21 protein-coding genes are annotated in these 22,968 nt (G+C 66.6%); 14 read left to right on the forward strand and 7 right to left on the reverse strand.

Annotated elements, in window-relative coordinates:
* The first annotated feature begins 185 nt into the window (after window positions 1–185).
* Together G6N46_RS21950 and G6N46_RS21955 are read left to right on the forward strand one after the other, a co-directional pair.
* The gene (locus tag G6N46_RS21950; protein WP_138250819.1) at window positions 186–860 is read left to right on the forward strand and encodes an acetoacetate decarboxylase family protein; all 675 of its coding nucleotides are present in this window, start codon (window positions 186–188) and stop codon (window positions 858–860) included.
* On the forward strand, window positions 857–2,062 hold the full coding sequence (locus G6N46_RS21955; RefSeq protein WP_138250789.1) for a cytochrome P450: 1,206 nt from the start codon (window positions 857–859) through the stop codon (window positions 2,060–2,062). Before G6N46_RS21950 ends, G6N46_RS21955 begins: the two co-directional genes overlap by 4 nt.
* A gap of 1 nt (window position 2,063) precedes the next feature.
* Here G6N46_RS21955 and G6N46_RS21960 read toward each other — a convergent pair whose 3' ends face one another.
* From G6N46_RS21960 to G6N46_RS21970, 3 genes are all read right to left on the reverse strand, one after another.
* The gene (locus G6N46_RS21960) at window positions 2,064–3,269 is read right to left on the reverse strand and encodes a sensor histidine kinase (protein ID WP_138250788.1); all 1,206 of its coding nucleotides are present in this window, start codon (window positions 3,267–3,269) and stop codon (window positions 2,064–2,066) included.
* A 68-nt stretch (window positions 3,270–3,337) separates the two neighbouring features.
* On the reverse strand, window positions 3,338–4,306 hold the full coding sequence (locus G6N46_RS21965) for an NAD-dependent epimerase/dehydratase family protein (protein WP_138250787.1): 969 nt from the start codon (window positions 4,304–4,306) through the stop codon (window positions 3,338–3,340).
* The gene (locus G6N46_RS21970) at window positions 4,306–5,106 is read right to left on the reverse strand and encodes a crotonase/enoyl-CoA hydratase family protein (protein ID WP_138250786.1); all 801 of its coding nucleotides are present in this window, start codon (window positions 5,104–5,106) and stop codon (window positions 4,306–4,308) included. The genes G6N46_RS21965 and G6N46_RS21970 overlap by 1 nt, the downstream gene beginning before the upstream one ends.
* A 69-nt stretch (window positions 5,107–5,175) precedes the next feature.
* Here G6N46_RS21970 and G6N46_RS21975 point away from each other — a divergent pair, with 69 nt between their 5' ends.
* The gene (locus G6N46_RS21975; RefSeq protein WP_138250785.1) at window positions 5,176–6,828 is read left to right on the forward strand and encodes a medium/long-chain-fatty-acid--CoA/3-oxocholest-4-en-26-oate--CoA ligase; all 1,653 of its coding nucleotides are present in this window, start codon (window positions 5,176–5,178) and stop codon (window positions 6,826–6,828) included.
* Between the two features lie 13 nt (window positions 6,829–6,841).
* Window positions 6,842–7,963, forward strand: coding sequence for an NAD(P)H-dependent flavin oxidoreductase (locus tag G6N46_RS21980; protein WP_138250784.1), 1,122 nt, complete (start codon window positions 6,842–6,844; stop codon window positions 7,961–7,963).
* A 129-nt stretch (window positions 7,964–8,092) separates the two neighbouring features.
* On the opposite strand, the gene G6N46_RS21985 is transcribed toward G6N46_RS21980, so the two are convergent.
* Window positions 8,093–8,779 carry an LpqN/LpqT family lipoprotein gene (locus tag G6N46_RS21985; RefSeq protein WP_138250783.1) on the reverse strand — a complete coding sequence of 229 codons (687 nt, stop codon included), beginning with the start codon at window positions 8,777–8,779 and terminating at the stop codon, window positions 8,093–8,095.
* A gap of 101 nt (window positions 8,780–8,880) precedes the next feature.
* Between G6N46_RS21985 and G6N46_RS21990 the strand changes: the two genes are divergently transcribed.
* Complete coding sequence (locus tag G6N46_RS21990; RefSeq protein WP_138250782.1) at window positions 8,881–9,984, forward strand: methyltransferase; 1,104 nt, start codon at window positions 8,881–8,883, stop codon at window positions 9,982–9,984.
* Here the strand turns inward: G6N46_RS21990 and fadD17 are convergent.
* From fadD17 to G6N46_RS22005, 3 genes are read right to left on the reverse strand one after another with little or no spacing between them, the layout of a single operon-like run.
* Window positions 9,981–11,540 (reverse strand): long-chain-fatty-acid--CoA ligase FadD17, encoded by a 1,560-nt coding sequence (gene fadD17, locus G6N46_RS21995; RefSeq protein WP_138250781.1) that lies wholly within the window; start codon window positions 11,538–11,540, stop codon window positions 9,981–9,983. The two genes, G6N46_RS21990 and fadD17, sit on opposite strands and share 4 nt — an antisense overlap.
* Window positions 11,541–11,549: 9 nt before the next feature.
* On the reverse strand, window positions 11,550–12,650 hold the full coding sequence (locus tag G6N46_RS22000) for an acyl-CoA dehydrogenase family protein (protein WP_138250780.1): 1,101 nt from the start codon (window positions 12,648–12,650) through the stop codon (window positions 11,550–11,552).
* A gap of 8 nt (window positions 12,651–12,658) precedes the next feature.
* Window positions 12,659–13,840 carry an acyl-CoA dehydrogenase family protein gene (locus G6N46_RS22005; RefSeq protein ID WP_029105069.1) on the reverse strand — a complete coding sequence of 394 codons (1,182 nt, stop codon included), beginning with the start codon at window positions 13,838–13,840 and terminating at the stop codon, window positions 12,659–12,661.
* A 201-nt stretch (window positions 13,841–14,041) separates the two neighbouring features.
* Between G6N46_RS22005 and G6N46_RS22010 the strand changes: the two genes are divergently transcribed.
* The 9 genes from G6N46_RS22010 to G6N46_RS22050 all read left to right on the forward strand — a co-directional run bounded on the left by G6N46_RS22010 (window position 14,042) and on the right by G6N46_RS22050 (window position 22,968).
* Window positions 14,042–14,233 (forward strand): ferredoxin, encoded by a 192-nt coding sequence (locus G6N46_RS22010; protein ID WP_138250779.1) that lies wholly within the window; start codon window positions 14,042–14,044, stop codon window positions 14,231–14,233.
* 13 nt (window positions 14,234–14,246) lie between these two features.
* Window positions 14,247–15,164, forward strand: a complete 918-nt coding sequence (locus tag G6N46_RS22015) for a 3-oxoacyl-ACP reductase (RefSeq protein ID WP_138250778.1) — start codon at window positions 14,247–14,249, stop codon at window positions 15,162–15,164.
* A 275-nt stretch (window positions 15,165–15,439) separates the two neighbouring features.
* Window positions 15,440–16,204 (forward strand): MlaE family ABC transporter permease, encoded by a 765-nt coding sequence (locus G6N46_RS22020; protein ID WP_138250777.1) that lies wholly within the window; start codon window positions 15,440–15,442, stop codon window positions 16,202–16,204.
* Between the two features lie 7 nt (window positions 16,205–16,211).
* Entirely contained in the window at window positions 16,212–17,054 is an 843-nt protein-coding gene (locus G6N46_RS22025; protein ID WP_138250776.1) for an MlaE family ABC transporter permease, read from the forward strand.
* 13 nt (window positions 17,055–17,067) lie between these two features.
* Complete coding sequence (locus G6N46_RS22030) at window positions 17,068–18,270, forward strand: MCE family protein (protein WP_138250775.1); 1,203 nt, start codon at window positions 17,068–17,070, stop codon at window positions 18,268–18,270.
* 25 nt (window positions 18,271–18,295) lie between these two features.
* A complete protein-coding gene (locus G6N46_RS22035) occupies window positions 18,296–19,330 on the forward strand; it encodes an MCE family protein (RefSeq protein ID WP_138250774.1) in 1,035 nt (344 codons plus the stop codon).
* Entirely contained in the window at window positions 19,323–20,378 is a 1,056-nt protein-coding gene (locus G6N46_RS22040; RefSeq protein WP_138250773.1) for an MCE family protein, read from the forward strand. The genes G6N46_RS22035 and G6N46_RS22040 overlap by 8 nt, the downstream gene beginning before the upstream one ends.
* The gene (locus tag G6N46_RS22045; protein ID WP_138250818.1) at window positions 20,378–21,799 is read left to right on the forward strand and encodes an MCE family protein; all 1,422 of its coding nucleotides are present in this window, start codon (window positions 20,378–20,380) and stop codon (window positions 21,797–21,799) included. Before G6N46_RS22040 ends, G6N46_RS22045 begins: the two co-directional genes overlap by 1 nt.
* Entirely contained in the window at window positions 21,799–22,968 is a 1,170-nt protein-coding gene (locus tag G6N46_RS22050; protein ID WP_163692951.1) for an MCE family protein, read from the forward strand. Before G6N46_RS22045 ends, G6N46_RS22050 begins: the two co-directional genes overlap by 1 nt.

Consider the following 22,968-nt stretch of genomic DNA (forward strand, 5'->3'; position numbering starts at 1 on the left):
TCCCGCTTGCGGGGGAATGCAAAACTGTCGTTTTAGGCATTCTGACATGCAGTTTTGCGTCTGTTCGTGAAGTCGGCAGTAGACACTTATTGCGGAGTGTCTACAACGTGTTCTAGATTCGTGCTGTGACAGACGCCACCGGGGCCGCGCCCTCGCAGCACACCATCGCGGGCACCGTGCTGACCATGCCCGTGCGCGTCCGCAAGGCGACGCAGCACATGGCGATGTTCGCGGTCGACGCCGATGCCGCACAACGCATGATCGATTACAGCGGCCTGCAGGTTTGCCGATTCCGCCCGCGTCGCGCGGTGGCTGTGCTGATGCTCATGCACTACGTCGACAGCGACCTCGGCGAGTACTACGAGTACGGCACCAACATCATGGTGAACCCGCCCGGCTCGACCGCCTCGGGTCTGCGCGCCCTGCAGTCCGCCGGCGCTTTCATCCACCACCTGCCCGTCGATCAGGCCTTCACGCTGGAGGCCGGCCGCAACATCTGGGGTTACCCGAAGGTGATGGCGGACTTTGCCATTCGGGATGGGAAGAACTTCTCCTTCGACGTCACCATCGACGGCCGGTTCGCCGTCGGCATGGACTTCCGGCCCGGCGTCCCGGTACCCGCGCCGTCGAAACCCCAAGCGCCCCCGACCTATTCGCACCTCGACGGCGTAACCCGCGAGACCGTCGGCGTGATGAGGCCGTCCGGCGTGCGTTACCGGCCCAGGGGCGTGACGGTGCGCCTCGGTGACCACCCGTATGCCCAGGAATTGGCGGCTCTCGGATTGCCGAAGCGCGCCATGCTCTCGGGTTCCGCTGACAACGTAGACATGACCTTCGCCGATGCTCAGGAGATCAAGTGACCAGTGTTATCACCCGCCCCGACGTCGATCTGGCCGACGGCCGGTTCTATGCCGATCGGGCGGCCGCGCACGAGGCGTACCGCTGGATGCGGGCCAATGAGCCGGTGTTCCGGGACCGCAACGGCCAGGCTGCGGTGACCACCTACCAGTCGGTGCTCGACGCCGAGCGCAACGCCGAACTGTTCTCCAACGCCGGTGGTATCCGCCCCGACCAACCCGGCATGCCGTACATGATCGACATGGACGATCCGGCGCACCTGGTGCGGCGCAAGCTCGTCAACGCGGGCTTCACCCGCAAGCGCGTGATGGACAAGGTGCCGTCCATCGGGCGTCTGGTCGACGCGCTGATCGACAACGTCTGCGAGAAGGGTGAGGCCGACTTCGTCCGCGACCTGGCGGCCCCACTGCCCATGGCCGTCATCGGCGACATGCTCGGTGTCGTGCCGGAGGAGCGGGAGATGCTGCTCGACTGGTCGGACGAGTTGGTGTCTGGCCTGTCGTCGCACCTGGATGAGTCGTCGATCCAGAAGCTGATGGAAACCTTTGCGGCATATACCGCTTTCACCATGGACGTCATCAAGGATCGGCGGGCCAACCCCACCGACGACCTGTTCTCGGTGTTCATCAACTCCGAGGTCGAAGGTCAGCGGCTGAGCGATGACGAGATCGTCATGGAGACGCTGCTGATCCTGATCGGCGGCGACGAGACCACGCGGCACACGCTGTCTGGCGGCACCGAGCAGCTGATGCGCAACCGCGATCAGTGGGACCGGCTCGTGGCCGACCCCTCGCTGATGCCGGGCGCGATCGAGGAGATGCTGCGCTGGACCTCGCCCATCAAGAACATGTGCCGCACCCTGACCGCGGACACCGTCTTCTACGGCACCGAGCTGAAGAAGGACGAGAAGGTCATGCTCATGTTCGAGTCGGCGAACTTCGACGGCGACCAGTTCGCGAACCCGGACGAATTCCACATCGACCGGAACCCCAACAGCCACTTGGCATTCGGCTTCGGCACCCACTTCTGTATGGGCAACCAGCTGGCCCGCCTGGAGCTGCGCCTGATGACCGAGCGGCTGCTGCAGCGCCTGCCCGACCTCCGCTTGGCCGACGGTGCGCAGATACCGCTGCGCGCCGCCAACTTCGTCAGCGGCCCCGAGTCCATGCCGGTGGTGTTCACCCCGACCGCTCGGGTGCTCTGAGCTAGCCGCTCACTGTCGCCGGCACTGTCATCGAGATGACGGTGCCGGGCGCACCGGTGACCGTGAATTCGCCGCCCGTGGCAAGCACTTTCGTGCAGATCGACGCGAATCCGATGTGACCGTCCTCGACGCTCTGCGCGAGCCGGTCCGGCGGGATGCCGACACCGTCGTCGGCGATGCGTAGTTCGGCCCGGCTTCCGTTGTGCGCCAGTCGGAATCGCAGGTTGTCGGCGTGCGCGTGTTTGATCGCGTTGGTCGAGAATTCGCGGGCCGCGCTGTAGAGCAGGTGGTCGGCGTCGGTGCGCAGGTCATCGGGCCAGTCGTCGGCGTCCAGATGAACCGTGATGCTGGTGCGTGCGGCGATGCCGTCGGCCAGCGCGGTGATCGCGGCCTTGAGGCCGGAGCGGGCCAGCACCTCGGGATGCAGTTCACGCACCACATCGCGCAGCAACCGGGAGGATTCCGCGAGCGCGAAGTCGACACGGTCCATGCCCTCGACCGACCCGTCACGGACGTCCTCCATGTCGTGCCGCGCCACCAGGACGTACTGCAACGCGCCGTCGTGCAGGCGCTCCGAGAGGGATTGGCGTTCGCGCTTCTCCAGGCTGATCACCTCTTCGAGCAGACGGGTCCGCTCCTGAGCCAGCCCGGCGATGGTCCGGGTCTTGGCTTGTTGCACCCATGACAGCGCGACCGAACCGGCGGCCAGGCCGAACACGATGGCGGTCCGCAACAGGATCGAGGCCCAGGGTTCGTGACCGTTGGCCTCGCGGTCGATCCAGTTCACGACGAAGAACGTGGCGACGGTGGGAATCGCGATCATGGCGCTGACGGCGGGATCGAGCTGAGCTGCCGCGATCAGCGGGATCAGGAAGAGCCCGTGCTGCATCACGTCCGACGTCCACGTCTCCGGGGAACTGAGCCCGCTGTCCACCGAAATGACCGCCACCACAGTCAGATCCGCGCACAGCATGAGCAGCGCCACGGCGCGCTGGGTGCGTCGATCGGAGTGGTCGGCCGAGCGTCGTCCCCACCAACCCCACGCCGCGACCATCGCGACGTAGCAGGCGAAGATGCCCCAGTGCAGCCGCAGGTTCGCGTTCGGGGGCTCCAGCAGCAGGCCGAATCCGACGAACACCGCCAGCAGTGCCCGCAGGGCGAACTGCAGCAGCAGGCCACGCACCAGCGAGGTGTCGGTGGTTGGCATCTGAGTCCCCCCGGCTTTCGTGATTTGTGCACGATTTTCCGCGATGGCCGCGGAAAATCGTGCACGAATCACGCAAAAGATTCGACGATCGACTCTCGGGGGTCGCGCCAGGTCAGGCTCAGGTCGGACAAGGTCAAGCTGTCGTCGGTGGGGACGGCGGCCGTCAGCAGCAGGGCGGCTTCGTAGCTCAGCCCCTCGGCCAGGGGCAGCCAGCGCCCGGCGGCATCCGACACCCGGCCCACGCCGCGAAACATGCCCGGCGACAGCGGAATCCGCCGGATCGGCCGGCCCAGCGCCGACTGCAGCGCGTCGACCATCTGATCGAACGTCAGCAGCACGCCGCCGCAGACATAGCGCTTCGGGCCGCGGCCGGGCCGCATCAGCGCCGTGTGTACCCGGGCCACGTCACCGACGTCGATCATCTGCATGCCGCCGCGCAGCCGCGGGGCGACGCGGTAGCGCACGATGGGGTCCCAACCACGTTGTGTCACACCGACTGCCGTGTGGAACGCCGGTCCGACGACCGACGACGGGTACGTCACGACGACGGGCGCGCCCTCGGCCTGCAGCCGGCGGGCGGCGTTGTCGGCGTAGGCCTTGGTGCGGGCATAGTCGCTACGGCCGGGCGCCGGGGGAGTGTCGGGCCCGATCACGCCGTCAGCCGGCGGGAACAGCGAGCTGTAGGACGACACCGAGACCACGGGGTCCAGCCCGAGCTCACATGCCCGCGTCAGCAGGGCCTCGGTGGCGTAGGCGTTGATGTCCCACATCAGCTGGGTGCGCCGGCCGTCGGTGCCGACGACGCCGGCCGCGTGCAGCGCGGCGTCGCAGCCGGTCAACAGCTCGGAAACCGTTGCGGGGTCGCGGATGTCGCCGGTCAGCACCTCGAGCGGCCCCAGCTGGCCCAGCGCGTCGAGCGCGGCGGCGTCGCTGCCGCCGGGAACCACCAGCAGCCGGACCGTATGTCCGGCGGCCAGCAGGGCGCGGACGGTGTGGGCACCGACGTAGCCGGTGCCGCCCGTCACTGCGATGTGCATCAGCGCATCTTGAACTGCGGTGCGCGCTTCTCCTTGAAGGCCAGCGGGCCTTCCTTGGCGTCCTCGGACAGGAACACCGGGATGCCGTTGGCGGTGTCGGGCTTGAAGGCGTCGTTCTCGTGCATGCCCTCGGTCTCGCGGATGGTCTTGAGGATGGCCTGCACCGCCAGCGGACCGTTGTTGTTGATCACCTCGGCGATCTCGAGAGCCTTCTCCAGCGCGGTGCCGTCCGGAACCACGTGGCCGATCAGCCCGTAGTCCAAGGCCTGCTGCGCGGTGATGTGCCGGCCCGTCAGCAGCATGTCGCACGCGATGGTGTACGGAATCTGGCGCACCAGGCGCACCGCCGAACCGCCCATCGGGTACAGGCTCCACTTGGCCTCGGAGATGCCGAACTTGGCGCTCTCCCCGGCGACGCGGATGTCGGTGCCCTGCAGGATCTCGGTGCCGCCGGCGATGGCCGGGCCCTCGACTGCCGCGATCAGCGGCTTGGTCAGGCGGCGGCCCTTGAGCAGACCGTCGATGCGCGACGGGTCGTAGCTGCCGTCCTTGAACGAGTCGCCCGGCGGCTTCTTGGCGGCGCCCTTGAGGTCCATACCGGCGCAGAAGTAGCCGCCCGCACCGGTCAGGATGCAGGTGCGGATCTCCGGATCGCTGTCGACGCGGTCCCACGCCTCGACCATTATCGAGAGCATCTCGCCTGAGAGGGCGTTGCGGGCCTCGGGCCGGTTCAGGGTGACGATCAACGTGTGTCCGCGCTGCTCAATGAGGGCGTCGGCGGTTTTTTCGGGTGCGCTCACGGGTACCAACTTCCGGTCTCGAGATCGTTAGACTTGTCACAAAATGTAACACGTTCTAGTTTATGTAACGTGGCTCTGAACATCGCAGATCTCGCCGAGCACGCCATCGATGCTGTGCCGGACCGCGTCGCACTCATCTGTGGCGACGAACAGCTGACCTATGCCCAGTTGGAGGAGAAGGCCAACCGCCTGGCTCACTACCTCCAGTCGCAGGGCGTGAAGAAAGACGACAAGGTTGGGCTCTACTGCCGCAACCGTATCGAGATCGTGATCGGGATGCTCGGCATCGTCAAGGCCGGCGCGATCCTGGTCAACGTCAACTTCCGCTACGTCGAGGGCGAGCTGAAGTACCTGTTCGACAACTCGGACATGGTCGCCCTGATCCATGAGCGCCAGTACTCCGACCGGGTCGCCAATGTGCTGCCCGAGTTGCCGCTGCTGAAGACGATCCTCGTCGTCGAGGACGGGTCCGACAACGACTTCCAGCGCTACGGCGGCGTCGAGTTCTACTCCGCCATCGCCGACAGCTCGCCCGAGCGTGACTTCGGTCCGCGCAGCGAGGACGACATCTACCTGCTCTACACCGGCGGCACCACCGGATTCCCCAAGGGCGTCATGTGGCGGCACGAGGACATCTACCGAGTGCTGTTCGGCGGCACCGACTTCGCCACCGGCGAGCCCATCGCCGACGAGTACGACCTGTCCAAGCAGGCCGCCGCCAACCCGCCGATGATCCGGCTCCCCATCCCGCCGATGATTCACGGCGCGACGCAGTCCGCCACCTGGATGGCGCTGTTCACCGGCCACACCGTGGTGCTGATGCCAGAGTTCGACGCCGACGCCGCCTGGCGAATGATCCACGAGCACAAGGTCAATCTGCTGTTCTTCACCGGGGACGCGATGGCGCGGCCACTGCTGGACGCGCTGCTGGCGCATCAGGACGCCGGCAACGAATACGACCTCTCCAGCTTGTTCCTGCTCGCCAGCACCGCCGCCCTGTTCTCGACCAGCCTCAAGGAGAAGTTCCTCGAGCTGCTGCCGAACCGCGTCATCACCGACTCGATCGGTTCGTCGGAGACCGGTTTCGGTGGCACCAGCATCGTGGCGAAGGGCCAGTCGCACACCGGCGGTCCCCGCGTCACGATCGACAAGAACACCAAGGTCCTCGACGAGGACGGCAACGAGGTGGTTCCGGGCTCGGGCGTGCGCGGCATCATCGCCAAGTGCGGGCACATCCCGGTCGGCTACTTCAAGGACGAGAAGAAGACCGCCGAGACCTTCCGCACCTACAACGGGGTCCGGTACGCGATCCCCGGCGACTACGCCGAGGTCGAGGCCGACGGCAGCGTGACGATGCTGGGCCGCGGCTCGGTGTCGATCAACTCCGGTGGCGAGAAGATCTACCCCGAAGAGGTCGAGGCCGCGCTCAAGGGACACCCGGATGTGTTCGACGCCCTGGTCGTCGGCGTGCCGGACCCGCGCTTCGGTCAGCACGTCGCGGCCGTGGTGCAGCCCCGCGAGGGCACCAGGCCTGCGCTGGCAGACCTGGATGCGTTCGTCCGGAGCGAGATCGCCGGCTACAAGGTGCCGCGCAGCCTGTGGCTGGTCGACGAGGTCAAGCGCTCCCCGGCCGGCAAGCCCGACTACCGCTGGGCCAAGGATCAGACCGAGGCGCGTCCCGCCGATGAGGTTCACGCGAAACACGCAGGCGCACAAGCCTAGTCAGGAACGAGAAATGAAAACCGAACTCTGTGAACGCTTCGGGATCGAATACCCGATCTTCGTCTTCACGCCGTCGGAGAAGGTGGCCGCTGCCGTGACCCGCGCCGGCGGCATGGGCGTGCTGGGTTGCGTCCGGTTCAACGACGCCGACGATCTCGAGAACGTCCTGCAGTGGATGGACGCCAACACCGACGGCAAGCCGTACGGCGTCGACATCGTGATGCCCGCCAAGGTCCCCACCGAGGGCACCAGCGTCGACATCAACAAGCTGATCCCGCAGGGACACAAGGACTTCGTCGCCAAGACCCTCGCCGAGCTCGGGGTGCCGCCGCTGCCGGCGGACGAGGAGAAGAACGAAGGCGTGCTCGGCTGGCTGCACTCGGTGGCGCGCAGCCACGTCGAGGTGGCGCTCAAGCACCCGATCAAGCTGATCGCCAACGCACTCGGCTCGCCACCCAAGGACGTCATCGACCAGGCGCATGCCGCGGGCGTTCCGGTCGCCGCGCTGGCCGGCTCGGCCAAGCACGCGGCACGGCACGTGGAGAACGGCGTCGACATCGTCGTCGCCCAGGGGCACGAGGCCGGTGGCCACACCGGTGAGATCGGTTCCATGGTGTTGTGGCCGGAAATCGTTGACGCCCTTGGTGGTTCGGCCCCGGTGCTGGCCGCCGGCGGCATCGGCACGGGACGCCAGCTGGCCGCCGCGCTGGCGCTGGGCGCGCAGGGCGTCTGGATGGGCTCGGCGTTCCTGACCTCGGCCGAATACGACCTCGGGGTCCGTCTGGAATCGGGCGTTTCCGTTGTGCAGCAGGCGATGCTGAACGCGACCTCGGCCGACACCGTCCGCCGCAAGATCTACACCGGCAAGCCGGCCCGGCTGCTCAAGAGCCGCTGGACCGACGCCTGGGACGCCGACGGCGCACCCGATCCACTGCCGATGCCGTTGCAGAACATCCTCGTCAGCGAGGCCCACCAGCGGATGAACGAGTCCGGTGACCCGACCGCCGTCGCCATGCCGGTCGGTCAGATCGTCGGCCGGATGAACGAGATCCGTCCGGTCGAGGTCATCATCGCCGAACTGGTCGCCGAGTTCGAGGCCGCCACCAAGCGACTGGACGCCATCCGCGAGGCCTGATTCTCTTCGCGAGCAGACGCAAAACTGTTCTTTTGCAAGGCAAAACGACAGTTTTGCGTCTGCTCGCGAGGGGGGGACGGCCCCAGCTCGCGAGGGAGACAACCCCAGTACGCGCTGGAAACGCCAGCGCTACGGCGTGATCTTCACCTGCTGCGCCACCACATCGGTGGCGGCCTGGATGATGGGCGTCTGGTCCGCCGCGCCGTCCGCATTCAGTTGCAGGACATAGGTTGCCCCGTCTGACGGGAAGACCACCGTCTGCTGTGCGACGAACTTCGTCTTGCCGTCGGAAACCCAGGTACCGGCGATCCGGTAGGCGGGGTAGTTGCGCACCTTGGTTTCGGTCCCGGGGCCCGACGGCGTGAAGCCCGGCAGGTTCTGAATTTCTCCGGGAGCGGTGGCCATCAGCGCCTTGGCGTCGACGTCACCGGTCAGCTTCGACAGCAGCGCGACCACGCTGGGCGCATAGTTCGCCGCGTCGACCGGTCCGGTGTAGATGATCGAGTCGTAGGCCCACGGCGGGTTGTCATCACCGGAGGCTCGCCAGCCATCGGGCTTGGGTAGGTCGACCTTCGGTTCGCCCGGATCGGTGCGGTGCACCTGCTGTTCGGTGATCTTGTGGTCTTTGATGTAGCTGGCGATCGTCGGGTTGGGGCCGTCGGCGGCCGGCTTGTTGCCCGCGTCCGCCGCGGTCGGCGCGGCGCTTGTCGCGGTGTCGGACGACGCGCTCGCGTCTTTGCCGGAGTCGCATCCGGCCAGCACCACAGACAGTGCGGTCGCTGCCGCGACGAGGCCGGTGATCGCGGACGTTCTCATAGGGCCGAGACTAATCGACAACGCTCGCGGTGATCCTGTGAGCCGGACGGGGACCAACTCGAAACCGGCTCTAGCGTGGGCATTAGCTGTGGCATTACTGTGTGCCAGTGGCAAACGCGCAGAAACCACCGCCCGGCTGGCTCATCGACGGCATCGGCCGGGTCCGTGACGGACTGGGCCAGTTGCGCCGGTCCGTCGTCCCGGCGAACGTCGCACTCTTCGAGCTGGGCCAGGGTGCCTGGCTGACCCAGGCCATGTACGTCGGCGCCAAGCTGGGCATCTTCGACGCCCTGGCCGCCGGCCCCGCGTCGGCGGACGACATCGCCCGCCGGGTGGGTTCGCACCCCGAGGCCACCGCCCGGCTCATGCGGGCGTTGGCCGCGAATTCGCTGCTCAAGCGGGAGCGCGATGGCCGGTTCGCGCTGAGCCGGCTGGGACAGGCCCTGCGGTCCGATGCGCCGGGCTCGCTGGCACCGATGCTGCTGTTCATCGGCCACCCCAAGCACTGGGAACACTGGGGTCAGTTGCTGTACTCGGTGCAGACCGGTAAGACGTCCGCGGAGATGCTCCGGGGCATGCCGATCTTCGAATACCTGGAGAACGATCGCGACCTCGCCGACGTGTTCAACAACGCCATGACCGCGGTGTCGGCCATGGCGATCGAAACTCTCATGCCCGCATACGATTTCAGTCGTTTCAAGAACATCGTCGACGTCGGCGGCGGCCACGGCGCGCTGCTGAGTGCGGTGCTGCAGCAGGCCACCGACGCTCAGGGCGTGCTGTTCGATCTGCCGTCGGTCGTCGCGGGCGCGGGCCCGGTGCTCAAGGCGGCCGGTGTGTCGGACCGCGTGACCGTCACGGGTGGCTCGTTCTTCGATGCCGTGCCCGAAGGCGGGGATGCGTATCTGCTGAAGACGATCATCCACGACTGGGATGAGGACAGCGCACTGGTGATCCTGCGGAACGTCCGCAAGGCGATCGACCCCGATGGCACCCTGGCCCTCGTCGAACTGGTGCTGCCGGAAGGCACGCCCAGCCATCCCGGCATGCTGCTCGACCTGGAGATGCTGGTCGCCGCCGGCGGCCGGGAGCGTACCGGTTCGGAATACGCGGACCTGTTGGCACGCGCCGGCTTTCGGCAGACCCGGGTGGTCCAGACGGCGGGCCCGATGTCACTCGTCGAGGCTGTCCCGGTCCACGACTAGCGGGCGATCGCGAAAACCGGGTCGGCGCAGTCGGTGCCCTCGGCGGACAACTGCCGCTTGATGACCTTGAAGGTCTCGGTCCGCGGCAGCGTCGTGGCGACGCGGATGAACCGGGGCCACTGCTTGGGACCCAGATCCTCCTGGGCGGCAAGGAAGGCGCTGAAGTCGTCCGCGGAGAACTCCGCGTGGTCGAGGAGGACGAGTGCCGACATCACCTGGTCGCCGACGGCGGGATCGGGTATCGCGTAGACGGCTGCCTCGACCACGTCAGGGTGCCGCAGCAGCACCTGCTCGATGGGTGCGGTACCGAGGTTCTCGCCGTCGACCCGCATCCAATCGCCAAGGCGCCCAGCGAAATAGATGAACCCGGCGTCGTCACGGTAGGCCAGGTCGCCAGTGTGGTAGATGCCCCCGGCCATCCGTTCGGCCTCGGCGGCGTCGTTGTTGTAGTAGCCGCGGAACCAGCCCCGGCCGGTCGGGTTCACCAGTTCGCCGACGACGCCCGGCGGGCACGGCAATCCGGTCTCGACATCGACGATCGCGACCTCGTCGGTCAGCGGGCCCAGCGCGCCGGCCGGGGTGTCCGGGGTGCGGGCGATGGCGACACCGCCCTCGGTGGACCCGAAACCGTCGACGACGACGACACCGAAGCGCTGTGCGAACCGGTTCAGGTCGCGTGGGGCACCCTCGTTGCCGTACATGAACTTCAGCGGATTGTCGGCGTCGTCCGGCCGGGCCGGGGTGGCCAGGATGTACGACAACGGCTTGCCGACGTAGTTGGCGTAGGTGGCGCCGTAGCGGCGCACGTCCGGCAGGAATCCGGAGGCAGAGAACTTGCGGCGCAACGCAATCGACCCCTGCGCGGCGAGCGCCACGGCCCAGCCCGCCATCACGGCGTTGGAGTGGAACAGTGGCATGGACAGGTAGAACGTGTCGTCGCGCCCGAGGCCGAAACGATCGGCCAGCATCTGGCCCGGGAACGCCACCTTGTCGTGGGTGACCCGGACGGCCTTGGGGTCACCGCTGGTGCCCGAGGTGAAGATCAGCATGAACAGGTCGTCGGGATCGACGTCCGCGAATTGCACCGCGGTGCCGGCGAACCCGGCGAGTTCGGTTGCCCACGAAGCGGATTCGACGTCGATGACGTCGATGCCCGCGGCATCGAGACCGGCTGGGACCAGGTCGGGATTGTCGGCGAGTACCAACTGGCAGTCGGAGCGCTCGGCGTCGCCGACCAGCGCCGCCCCGCGGCGGGTCGGGTTGAGGCCGACCGGAACCAGCCCCGCCAGCGCGGCGGCCACCAGCAGCGACGAGAAGAACGTCGTATTGCTCAGCAGCACACCGATGTGCGGCGGCTTGGCCGGGTCCAGTCGCGCCTTCAGCGCCGCGGCCAACTGTGCGCCCGCGGCGATGTGGTCGGCCCAGCTGGTGAAACCGGCTGGGCCGCCGTCATCTTGTGATGAGTCGTCCGGCGCCGTGGTGCAGTCGTACAACCCGCGGTCGGTGACGTCGACGAGCGGGCGCAGCAGGTCGCTGACGGTGGGCCGGGAGGACATCAGTCGAATCTAGACGGGCGTCTCGGCGAGTTCGCGCCCGATCTGCAGCAGCTGCCCGGTGGCCCCACCGACCGCGAACTCGGTCTGCTTGGCCGCCAGGAAGTAGCGGTGCACGGGGTGATCCATGTCGATGCCGACACCACCGTGTACGTGCACCGCGGTGTGTGCCACCCGGTGTCCGGCCTCGGCGGCCCAGAACGCTGCGGTGTTCACGTCCACCTCGGCGGGCAGGCCCTCGGCCACGCGCCAGGAGGCCTGGGTCAGCGTCAGGCGCAGCGCCTTGACGTCGATGTAGCCGTCGGCCAACCGGGACGACACGGCCTGGAAGCTGCCGATGGGGCGGTCGAACTGCTCGCGCTCGCGGGCGTACAACGCGGTGAGTTCCAGCGCGCGCTCCACCACGCCGAGCTGGAATGCGGTGCGACCCAGGGCATTGTGGAGCTGGAGCCAGGCGAGCACCTCGGCGCCGCCGACGATGCGGTCAGCGGCGACAGTCACGCCCTGCAGATCCAGGTGCGCGACGCTGCCGTGCCCGGTGGTGTCGAGCGAGGTGACGGTGACGCCCGCGTCGGCCGCCGCGACCAGGAAAACCTTGACGCCGGAATCGCTTTCGGCAGGCACCAGGACGGCGTCGGCGACCGGGCCGTAGGCGACCTGGGTGCGGGTACCGGTGAGCTTGTAGCCGGTCTCATCGCTGCCGGTGGCCTGCACCGGGCCCTGACCCATCTCGCCGTCGAGCGCCGGCACGACGATCTTGCTGCCGGCGACCGCCGGGGCGGCCCACTCGGATTGCAGCTCGGACGAACCGAATTCGGCGATGGCGCCGGCGGCCAGGATGGTCGACTCGAGGTACGGCACCGCCGCGAGCTGACGGCCCAGTGCCACGAGCACGGCGGACTGCTCCAGCGGACCGAAACCACCGCCGCCCACCGACTCCGGTGCGGTGGTGGACAGGATGTCGGAATCGATCAGCTTGTCCCACAGCTCACGGTCGAACCGTTCGTCGAGCTTGTCCAGCTCCTTCTGCCGTTCCGGGGTCACCACCGATTCGGTGATGGACCGGACCAGGCCGCCGAGGTCCTCAGATGCTTCGGTTGTCTTGAAATCCATGTCAGTCCTTACCGGTTCACTCGGGGCAGGCCAAGAGCCACCATGCCGATGATGTCGCGCTGAATCTCGTTGGTGCCGCCGCCGAAGGTCAGGATCAGGCAGGACCGGTGCCAGCGCTCGATCCGGCCGCGCAGCAGTGCCCCCGGGGTGTCACGGCGCAGCGTCGCCGAGGTGCCGAGCACCTCCATCAGCAGCCGGTAGGCCTCGGTGGCCAGCTCGGTGCCGTAGACCTTGGCTGCCGATGCGTCGGCGGGGGAGGGCGCGGAGTCGGTGGCCGAGGCCAGCTCCCAGTTGATCAGCTTCAGCACCTCGGCCTTGGCGTGCACCCGGGCCAGGTTCAGCTGCACCCACTCGGAGTCGATCAGGCGCTTGCCGTGGTGGTCCTTGGTGTTCTGGGCCCATTCCCGAACCCCGTCCAGTGCGACGAAGATCGGCTGCGCCGACACCAGGGCCACGCGCTCGTGGTTGAGCTGGTTGGTGACCAGCTTCCAGCCGCCGTGCTCTTCGCCGACCAGGCTGGAGGTCGGGACGCGAACGTCCTGGTAGTAGGTGGCGCTGGTGTCCACACCGGACATGGTGTGCACCGGTGTCCAGGAGAAGCCCTCGGCGGTGGTCGGCACGATCAGCATCGAGATGCCGCGGTGCTTCTTGGCCTCGGGGTTGGTGCGGGCCGCCAGCCAGACGTAGTCGGCGTAGGCGATCAGCGACGTCCACATCTTCTGGCCGTTGATGACGTAGTCGTCACCGTCGCGGACCGCGGTGGTGCGCAGCGACGCCAGGTCGGTGCCGGCACCGGGCTCGGAATAGCCGATGGAGAAGTGCAGCTGGCCCGCGGCGATCTTGGGTAGGAAGAACTTCTTCTGCTCCTCGGTGCCGAAGTGCATGATCGTCGGCGCCACGGAGTTGATGGTCAGGAACGGCACCGGGACGTTGGCGATGGCGGCCTCGTCGTTGAAGATCAGGCCGTCCATCGGCGGGCGGGCCTGGCCGCCGTACTCCTTGGGCCAGCTCAGCGTCAGCCAGCCGTCCTTGCCCATCTGCTCGACGGTCTCGCGGTAGACGTTGCCGCGTCCCATCTCGCCGTCGTTGGACGCCAGCGCCTCGGCGCGCTCCGGGGTCATGAGTTTGGTGAAGTACGAGCGCAGTTCGCGCCGCAGCTCCTCCTGCTCGGGCGTGTAGCCGATCCGCATCGAACTCATCCTTTATCAGTTGAATTGGGGTAGGTCTCTGGTCCGTTTGTCACGTTGCTGGGGCCGCTTTCGTCGACCCGTGCCTATTCAAACTTGTAACACGTTCTAGTCTTGGGGTCCAGAGCGTGCCACACTGGCATCGCCATGGCGGGGTCGTTATGTTGGCCTCACCGTCGAAATCCGGGCTCTCAGGAGGGTGTCATGCGGGTTGAAGTTGATCACGATCGCTGTGAAGGAAACGCGGTTTGCGTGGGAATTGCGCCGGACCTTTTCGATCTCGACGACAACGACTATGCAGTAGTCAAGGCCGATCCGGTGCCTGCCGACCAGGTAGAACTGGCCGAGCAGTCCATCGCGGAATGCCCCCGCGCCGCCCTTCTCCGCAAAGACTAGAGGTATTCATAAATTGACTAGCCAACTGGACTCCACCGACCTCTCCGGCAAGGTGGCCGTGGTCACCGGTGCCGCCGCGGGGCTGGGCCGCGCCGAGGCCATCGGCCTGGCGCAGGCCGGCGCCACCGTCGTGGTGAACGACATGGCCGGCGCGCTGGACAAGTCGGACGTGCTCGCCGAGATCGAGGCCGCCGGCTCCAAGGGGGTTGCGGTGGCCGGCGACATCAGCGCCCGCAGCACCGCCGACGAGCTCGTCGCCACTGCGGACAGCCTGGGCGGGCTCGCCATCGTGGTCAACAACGCGGGCATCACCCGCGACAAGATGCTGTTCAACATGACCGACGAGGACTGGGACGCGGTCATCGCGGTCCACCTGCGCGGCCACTTCCTCCTGACCCGCAACGCCGCGACCTACTGGCGCGCCAAGGCCAAGGAGTCGGCCGACGGCAAGGTGTACGGCCGGATCGTCAACACTTCGTCCGAGGCCGGCCTGGCCGGTCCGGTCGGCCAGGCGAACTACGGTGCCGCCAAGGCCGGTATCACGGCCCTGACCCTGACCGCGGCCCGCGGTCTGGAGCGCTACGGCGTCCGCGCCAATGCGATCGCGCCGCGGGCGCGTACCGCCATGACGGCAGATGTGTTCGGTGCGGCTCCTGGTGAAGGAGAGGTCGACCCGCTGTCCCCGGAACACGTTGTGAAATTGGTGCGGTTCCTTTCCGCGCCCGCGTCGGAAAACGTGAATGGCCAGCTCTTCATCGTTTATGGTCCGACTGTGACCCTGGTAGCAGCCCCGACCGTGGAGAGCCACTTCACAGCGTCGTCCGCTGAGTGGGACATGACACAACTGAGTGCCACGTTGCGCGGATATTTTGCTGACCGCGATCCGGAGCGGAATTTCTCGGCGACTGCCCTGATGGAGTCGAGGGACTGAACGTCCCGGATCGAGTGCTGACGCGGCGTAGAAAGCGCCGCGTCAGCACTAGAACTTGTTACAGTGACGGCAACGTCAAAATATACCCTGAGCTGCGATTATATGTCGTTTCCCAGTGATTTTGCTGTTCTTTTGCCACTGCGAACATGTTCTAGCTACTATGAGCCGGCTCACAAGAGCCATGCATTACAACGTGGTGATCAGGCCGCTGTGGAAGAGGGAAACCCCACTCTTCGCCGTGACTGCTCAGCCCGGACCGAGAATGGAGTCGAAGGTTGATCGAACAGCTTGCGGCTCCGGCCCGGGCCGTCGGCGGGTTCTTCGAAATGGCCCTCGACACATTCACAAAGATGTGGCGTCGCCCTTTTCAATTCCGGGAGTTCTTCGAACAAACCTGGATGATTGCCCGCGTATCGCTCGTGCCGACCCTGCTCGTCGCCATTCCGTTCACCGTGCTGGTCGCCTTCACGCTCAACATCCTGCTGCGTGAGATCGGCGCCGCCGACCTCTCCGGCGCCGGTACCGCGTTCGGCACGGTCACCCAGCTGGGCCCCGTCGTCACGGTGCTGGTGGTCGCCGGCGCCGGCGCCACCGCAATCTGCGCCGACCTGGGTGCCCGCACCATCCGCGAAGAGATCGACGCGATGCGCGTGCTCGGCATCGACCCGATCCAGCGGCTGGTCGTGCCCCGCGTTCTCGCATCGACCTTTGTCGCGGTGCTGCTGAACAACCTGGTGTGCGCCATCGGCATCTCGGGCGGCTACGTCTTCTCCGTCTTCCTGCAGGGCGTCAACCCGGGTTCGTTCATCAACGGCCTGACGGTGCTGACCGGCCTGGCCGAGCTGATGCTGGCCGAGATCAAGGCCGTGCTGTTCGGCCTGCTGGCCGGAATGGTCGGCTGCTACCGCGGCCTCACCGTCAAGGGCGGCCCCAAGGGCGTCGGCATCGCGGTGAACGAGACCGTGGTCTACGCCTTCATCTGCTTGTTCGTCATCAACGTGATCATGACCGCCATCGGCGTCCGAGTACTGGTGAGGTGATCCGGCCATGAGCTACGACGCGACACTCCGATTCAAACGCATGTTCCGGGCACTGCCCGGCATCGTCGACGGCCTCGGCGAGCAGGCCCTGTTCTACGGGGAGTCCTTCCGGTACATCCCCAACGCCCTGACCCGGTACCGCCGCGAGACCATCCGGCTCATCGCCGAGATGACGATGGGCACCGGTGCGCTGGTGATGATCGGCGGCACCGTCGGCGTCGCGGCGTTCATGACGCTGGCCTCCGGTGGCGTCATCGCCGTCCAGGGCTACTCCTCGCTGGGCAACATCGGTATCGAGGCCCTCACCGGCTTCCTGTCGGCCTTCCTCAACGTGCGCATCGTCGCGCCGATCATCGCGGGTATCGCACTGGCCGCCACCATCGGCGCCGGTTGTACCGCCCAGTTGGGTGCCATGCGCGTGGCCGAGGAGATCGACGCCGTCGAATCGATGGCGGTGCACTCGGTGTCGTATCTGGTATCCACCCGCATCATCGCGGGCCTGATCGCCGTCATCCCGCTGTACGCCCTCGCCGTCCTGGCATCGTTCTTCGCGGCGCGGGCCACCACCGTCTACATCAACGGCCAGTCGGCCGGTCTGTACGACCACTACTTCAGCACTTTCATGGTGCCCACTGACCTCTTGTGGTCATTCCTGCAGGCCATCGTCATGTCCGTCGCGGTCATGCTGGTGCACACCTATTACGGCTACAACGCCAGTGGCGGACCCGTCGGCGTGGGTATCGCCGTTGGCCAGGCCGTGCGGACCTCGCTGATCGTGGTCGTCACCATCGTCCTGCTCATCTCCCTGGCCGTGTACGGCGCGTCCGGCAACTTCAACCTCTCCGGATAGGGGGTGCGCGACGATGTCTTCCGGTGGTCCTAAACGCAGCCACGTGAGAATCGCGGCAGCGGTGCTGATCAGCGTCATTCTGGCCGCGGTGGTGTTCACCTATTTGTCGTACACCGCGGCGTTCACGCCCACCGACACCGTCTCGGTCCTGGCGCCCCGCGCCGGTCTGGTCATGGACCCCGATGCCAAGGTCAAGTACCGCGGCATCCAGGTCGGCAAGGTCGAGGCGATCGACTATGCCGGTGACGAGGCGAAGCTGAAGCTGGCCGTCCTGAGCGACCAGATGCGCTACATCCCGTCCAACGCCCGGGTCCGGCTCGGCAGCACGACGGTGTTCGGCGCCAAGTCGGTCGAATTCCTGCCGCCGGAGCATCCGTCGAAGGAGTCGCTGCGTCCCGGTGCGCAGGTGCAGGCCAAGGACGTCCAGATCGAGATGAACACCGTCTTCCAGACGCTGACCGACCTGCTCGACAAGATCGACCCCGTCAGCCTGAACGCCACCGTCACGGCGCTCGGTGAAGGCCTGCGCGGCCACGGCGACGACGCCGGTGCCGCCGTGGCCGGCTTGAGCAAGTACCTGCAGTACTTCAACCCCAAGCTGCCGACGCTGCAGCAGGACCTCAAGGACACCTCGACGGTCGCCGGCATCTACGGCGACGCCGCGCCGGACCTGGCGAAGGTCCTCGACAACGCGCCGACCGTCAGCAAGACGCTGGTCGACGAGAAGGATGACCTGAACGCCGCGCTGCTCGCGTCCACCGGATTCGCCAACAACGCGTACGCGACCATCTCGCCGGCCGCCGACGACTACATCGCCGCCATCCAGCGGCTGCGTGCCCCGCTGAAGGTCCTGGGTGACTACTCACCGGAATTCCCATGTCTCATCCAGGGCCTGTCGAAGGCCGTGGACCGCTACGGCCCGGTGTTCGGTGGCGTCAAGCCGGGCTTGTTCGTCTCGTCGAACTTCTTCCCGGGTGCGCCCAACTACACCTACCCCGAGAGCCTCCCGATGGTGAACGCCTCCGGTGGCCCGAACTGCCGGGGTCTGCCGGACGTCCCGTCGAAGCAGTTCGGCGGTTCGTGGTACCACACGCCCTTCCTGGTGACCGACAACGCCTACATCCCATACGAGCCGAACACCGAGTTGCAGTTCGACGCGCCCTCGACGCTGCAGTTCCTGTTCTCCGGTGCCTACGCAGAGAGGGACCGCTACTGATGTCCGCGAGAGAGTGGGGCCGCCCATGAGACACAAGCGCGAAATGATCAACGTCACGGTGTTCACCGTCGTGATGTTGCTGGTCGCCGCCGGTCTGGTGGTGGTGTTCGGCCAGTTCCGCTTCGCCTCGTCGAACACCTATCACGCCAACTTCGCCGACGCGTCCCGGCTCAAGGCCGGCGAGGACGTCCGTATCGCCGGTGTCCAGGTCGGCTCGGTGAAGAGCGTGAAGCTCAAGAGCGACAACACCGTCGACGTCAAGTTCACGCTGAACGATCGGTACCAGCTGTACACCTCGAGCCGCGCCGTCATCCGCTACCAGAACCTGGTCGGGGACCGGTACATGGAGATCACCTCCGGGCCGGGCGAACTGCGCAAGCTGCCCGCCGGCGGCACCCTTGCCCTCGCCAACACCCAGCCGGCGCTCGACCTCGACGCACTGCTCGGCGGTCTGCGCCCGGTCGTGAAGGGCCTGGACGGCAAGAAGGTCAACGAGATCACCGCCGCCATGATCGAGGCCCTGCAGGGGCAGGGTGGCGCGCTGAGCGACCTGCTGTCCAACACCGGTTCGTTCAGCCAGACGCTGGCCGACCGCGACCAGCTGATCGGCGACACGATCACCAACCTCAACACGGTGCTCGGCACGGTCGACTCCAAGGGCGCCCAGTTCAACACCAGCATCGACCAGTTGCAGCAGCTCATCACGGGCCTCGCCGAGGGACGCGACCCGATCGCCGGTGCCATCGGCCCGCTGGCCTCGGCCGAGAACGACCTGACCGACATGCTGCAGAAGTCGCGGCGCCCGGTGCAGGGCGTCATCGAGAACGCCCGCCCGTTCGCGCAGCGCATGTACGAGCGCCGGGCGGAGGTGAACCCGGTCATCGAGAACCTCGCGGAGGACTACCTGCGACTCAACGCACTCGGTGCCTACGGCGCGTTCTTCAACATCTACTACTGCTCGGTGAAGATCAAGATGAGCGGCCCCGCGGGTAGCGATCTGATCGTGCCGTTCGGTGGTCCCGCGGATCCGTCGAAGGGCAGGTGCTCAGAAAGTGGCTAAGCCGGAAAAAGATCCACTCCGCACCGGCATTCTCGGTGTGTTCATCGTGGTGTGCCTGGTGCTGATCTCGTTCGGCTACACCGGGCTGCCGTTCTGGCCGCAGGGTAAGAACTACTCCGCGTACTTCGGCGACGCCGGTGGCATCACGCCGGGCAGTGACGTCCGCGTCGCGGGCATCAAGGTCGGCAAGGTCGGGGACGTGGAGCTCGCCGGGACGTCGGCGAAGGTGAACTTCACCGTCGACCGTCAGATCGTGGTGGGCGACCAGTCGCTGGCATCGATCAAGACCGACACGGTGCTGGGGCAGAAGTCTCTCTGGGTCGTTCCGAAGGGCACGAAGGAAGCCACGGTTATCCCGTTGGGCCGCACCACGACTCCGTACACCATCAACACCGCTCTGCAGGATTTGGGCCAGAACACCAGTGAGCTGGACAAGCCGCAGCTGGAGCAGGCCCTCAAGGTGCTGACCGACACGCTGCACGACGCGACGCCGCAACTGCGTGGCGCGCTCGACGGTGTGGCGGCCCTGTCGCGCAGCCTCAACAAGCGTGACCAAGCGCTCGAGCAGCTGCTGGGCCACGCCAAGAAGGTGTCCGACACCCTGGCCCAGCGCGCCGACCAGGTGAACAAATTGGTGATCGACGGCAATCAGCTGTTCGCCGCGCTGGACGAGCGGCGTCAGTCGCTGGGTACGCTGATTTCCGGTATTCGCGGTGTCTCGCAACAGCTTTCAGGGTTCGTCGCGGACAACAAGCGCGAGTTCGGTCCGGCCCTCAAGCAGCTGAACCTGGTGCTGGACGAACTGCTGAAACGCAAGGAGCACATCAGCGAGGCGCTCAAGCGGCTGCCGGGTTACGCCACCACACTCGGCGAGGTGGTCGGTAACGGCCCGGGCTTCAACATCAACCTGTACGGCCTGCCGCCCTCGACGATGTCGGAAGTCCTGCTCGACACGTACTTCCAGCCGGGCAAGCTGCCGGCCAGCCTCGGCGACATGCTGAAGGGCTACATCTCTGAACGGATCGTCGTGAGGCCGAAGTCGCCATGATGAAGAACCTGAAGTCGCGCGGCGCGATTATCGCCCTAGTGGTCGCACTGGTGGCGCTCGTCGCCGGCGGTGCCTACCTGCTATGGCCGCCGCGTGGCGGCCACAAGGTGGTCGCCTACTTCACCAACGCCGTCGGCCTGTACGCCGGTGACGATGTGCGGGTGCTCGGGGTGCCGGTGGGCACCATCGATTCGGTTGAGCCGCAGCCGAATTCGGTCAAGGTCAGCATCACGGTGCAGGACGGCGTGAAGATCCCAGTCGATGCCCGGGCGATCATCATCTCGCCGAACCTGGTGGCCGCTCGGTTCGTGCAGTTCACCCCGGCCTACAGCGGTGGCGCGGTGCTGGCCGACGGCGCCGAGGTGCCGCTGAGCCGGACCGGTGTCCCGGTCGAGTGGGACGACGTGAAGAAGCAGCTGACCCAGCTCAGCGCGCAGCTCGGTCCGCAGGACGGTGCGCCGCAGGGCCCGCTCGGTGCCTTCATTAACCAGGCCGCCGACACCCTGGACGGCAACGGCGACTCGTTCCGCAGTGCCTTGCGCGAACTGTCGCAAACCGCTGGGCGCCTTGGTGATTCGCGTGGCGACTTGTTCGGCACCATCAAGAACCTGCAAATCTTGGTCAACGCGCTGTCGAACAGCAACGAGCAGATCGTGCAGTTCACCGACCACGTGGCTTCTGTCTCTCAGGTGCTGGCCGAGAGCTCGGCCGGATTGGACCAGACCCTCGGCGCTCTGAACCAGGCCCTGGTCGACGTCAAGGGCCTGCTGAAAGACAACAACACGGCCCTGATCGATCAGGTCGGCAAGCTGGCCGAGTTCACGCAGATGCTGACCGACAACAGCGACAACATCGAGCAGGTTCTGCATATCACACCGAACGGTCTGGCCAACTTCTACAACATCTACAACCCGGCGCAGGGTTCCCTGGACGGTCTGCTGTCACTGCCGAACTTCGCGAACCCGGTGCAGTTCCTGTGCGGCGGCAACTTCGACGTCGGAGCCTCGCCGGACAACTACAAGCGCGCGGAAATCTGCCGTCAGCGCATGGCTCCCGTGCTGCGCCGGATCGCGATGAACTACCCGCCGGTGCTGTTCCACCCGATCAACAGCATCACGGCGTACAAGGGGCAAATCATCTACGACACCCCGCAGACCGAGGCCAAGGCGCAGACTCCGGTGCCGTACCTGCAGTGGAATGCCGCACCCGGCGTCATCCCGCCGAAGGTCCAGCCGGACGGGACGCTCAGCGACCTGATCCTGCCGCCGCCGGCCGTCCCGGGCCAGATTTCGCCGGCCACGCCGCCGGTGGGACCGGGCCCGGCGCCGCTGAACGGTTCGGGTCCGCTGCCCGGCCCCGCCCCGGCGCCCGCCGCGCCCGTGGGTGCTCCGCTGCCCGCTGAAGCTGGAGGTGGCAACTGATGAGGGCGGTTGTGAAGGTCCTGGCAATCGGGTCGAGTGCCGTGGTGCTCGCCGGTTGCCAGTTCGGTGGCCTGAACTCGCTGGACATGCCCGGTACCCAGGGCCACGGCGCCGGCTCCTACACCATCACGGTGCAGTTGCCCGACGTCGCGACGTTGCCGCAGAACTCGCCGGTGATGGTCAACGACGTCACCGTCGGCAGCGTGTCGGGCCTGGACGCGGTCCAGCGTCCTGACGGCACGTTCTATGCCGCGGTGAAACTGTCGATCAACGGCGATGTGAAGCTGCCGGCGAACGCGCGGGCGAAGGTCTCCCAGACCTCGCTGCTGGGCTCGCAGCACGTGCAGCTGTCGGAACCCGTCGAGGAAGCGCCGCAAGGCCGGCTCAAGCAGGGCTCAGAGATTCCGCTGGCCCACACCGCCCGGTACCCGACCACCGAAGAGGTGTTGTCGTCGCTGGGCCTGGTGGTGAACAAAGGCAATCTCGGTGCGCTGCAGGACATCACCGATGAGGCCTATGCCGCCGTCGCGGGCCGGGCCGGGCAGTTCGTCGACTTCATCCCACGACTGGCCGAGCTCACCCAGTCCCTGGACAAGCAGACCACCGACATCATCGGGGCCATGGATGGGCTGAACCGCTTCGCCTCGATCCTGGCCAAGAGCAAGGACGGCCTGGGCCGCACGCTCGACACCCTGCCCGGGGCGATCAGAGTCCTCAACGACAACCGCAAGAACATCGTGGATGCGTTTACCGCGCTGCGGAAGCTCGCGGTCGTCGGTGCCAAGGTCATGGCCGCGACCAAGGATGACTTCGCGGCCGACTTCAAGGACCTCTTTCCGGTCATCAAAGCGCTCAACGACAACGCCGACGACTTCATCCACGACCAGGATCTGCTGGCGACGTTCCCGTTCTCCAACAAGTACTTCAAGAACGCGGTGCGCGGTGACTACCTGAACGTGTACGTGACGTTCGACCTGACGCTGCGCCGCCTCGGTGAGACCTTCTTTGCGACCTCGGGGGGTCTCGACCCGAACATGAGGCACCTGGACGAAGTGATCAACCCGCCGGACTTCCTGTTGGGCGCACTGGCCAACCTGTCCGGACAGGCCGCTGATCCGTTCAAGGTTCCGCCCGGCACAGCGACGCAACATGGAGGGGTGAAGCCGTAA

It is taken from the genome of Mycolicibacterium phocaicum (genome assembly GCF_010731115.1).
In the GTDB taxonomy this organism is placed as follows: Bacteria; Actinomycetota; Actinomycetes; order Mycobacteriales; family Mycobacteriaceae; genus Mycobacterium; species Mycobacterium phocaicum.

Bases quoted from the DNA above. Each gene is read 5' to 3' on its own strand.
- G6N46_RS21950 (WP_138250819.1), top strand. From the start codon at position 186: ATGCCCGTGCGCGTCCGCAAGGCGACGCAGCACATGGCGATGTTCGCG.
- G6N46_RS21960 (WP_138250788.1), bottom strand. From the start codon at position 3,269: ATGCCAACCACCGACACCTCGCTGGTGCGTGGCCTGCTGCTGCAGTTC.
- G6N46_RS21965 (WP_138250787.1), bottom strand. From the start codon at position 4,306: ATGCACATCGCAGTGACGGGCGGCACCGGCTACGTCGGTGCCCACACC.
- G6N46_RS21980 (WP_138250784.1), top strand. From the start codon at position 6,842: ATGAAAACCGAACTCTGTGAACGCTTCGGGATCGAATACCCGATCTTC.
- G6N46_RS21985 (WP_138250783.1), bottom strand. From the start codon at position 8,779: ATGAGAACGTCCGCGATCACCGGCCTCGTCGCGGCAGCGACCGCACTG.
- fadD17 (WP_138250781.1), bottom strand. From the start codon at position 11,540: ATGTCCTCCCGGCCCACCGTCAGCGACCTGCTGCGCCCGCTCGTCGAC.
- G6N46_RS22000 (WP_138250780.1), bottom strand. From the start codon at position 12,650: ATGGATTTCAAGACAACCGAAGCATCTGAGGACCTCGGCGGCCTGGTC.
- G6N46_RS22005 (WP_029105069.1), bottom strand. From the start codon at position 13,840: ATGCGGATCGGCTACACGCCCGAGCAGGAGGAGCTGCGGCGCGAACTG.
- G6N46_RS22010 (WP_138250779.1), top strand. From the start codon at position 14,042: ATGCGGGTTGAAGTTGATCACGATCGCTGTGAAGGAAACGCGGTTTGC.
- G6N46_RS22025 (WP_138250776.1), top strand. From the start codon at position 16,212: ATGAGCTACGACGCGACACTCCGATTCAAACGCATGTTCCGGGCACTG.
- G6N46_RS22030 (WP_138250775.1), top strand. From the start codon at position 17,068: ATGTCTTCCGGTGGTCCTAAACGCAGCCACGTGAGAATCGCGGCAGCG.
- G6N46_RS22035 (WP_138250774.1), top strand. From the start codon at position 18,296: ATGAGACACAAGCGCGAAATGATCAACGTCACGGTGTTCACCGTCGTG.
- G6N46_RS22045 (WP_138250818.1), top strand. From the start codon at position 20,378: ATGAAGAACCTGAAGTCGCGCGGCGCGATTATCGCCCTAGTGGTCGCA.
- G6N46_RS22050 (WP_163692951.1), top strand. From the start codon at position 21,799: ATGAGGGCGGTTGTGAAGGTCCTGGCAATCGGGTCGAGTGCCGTGGTG.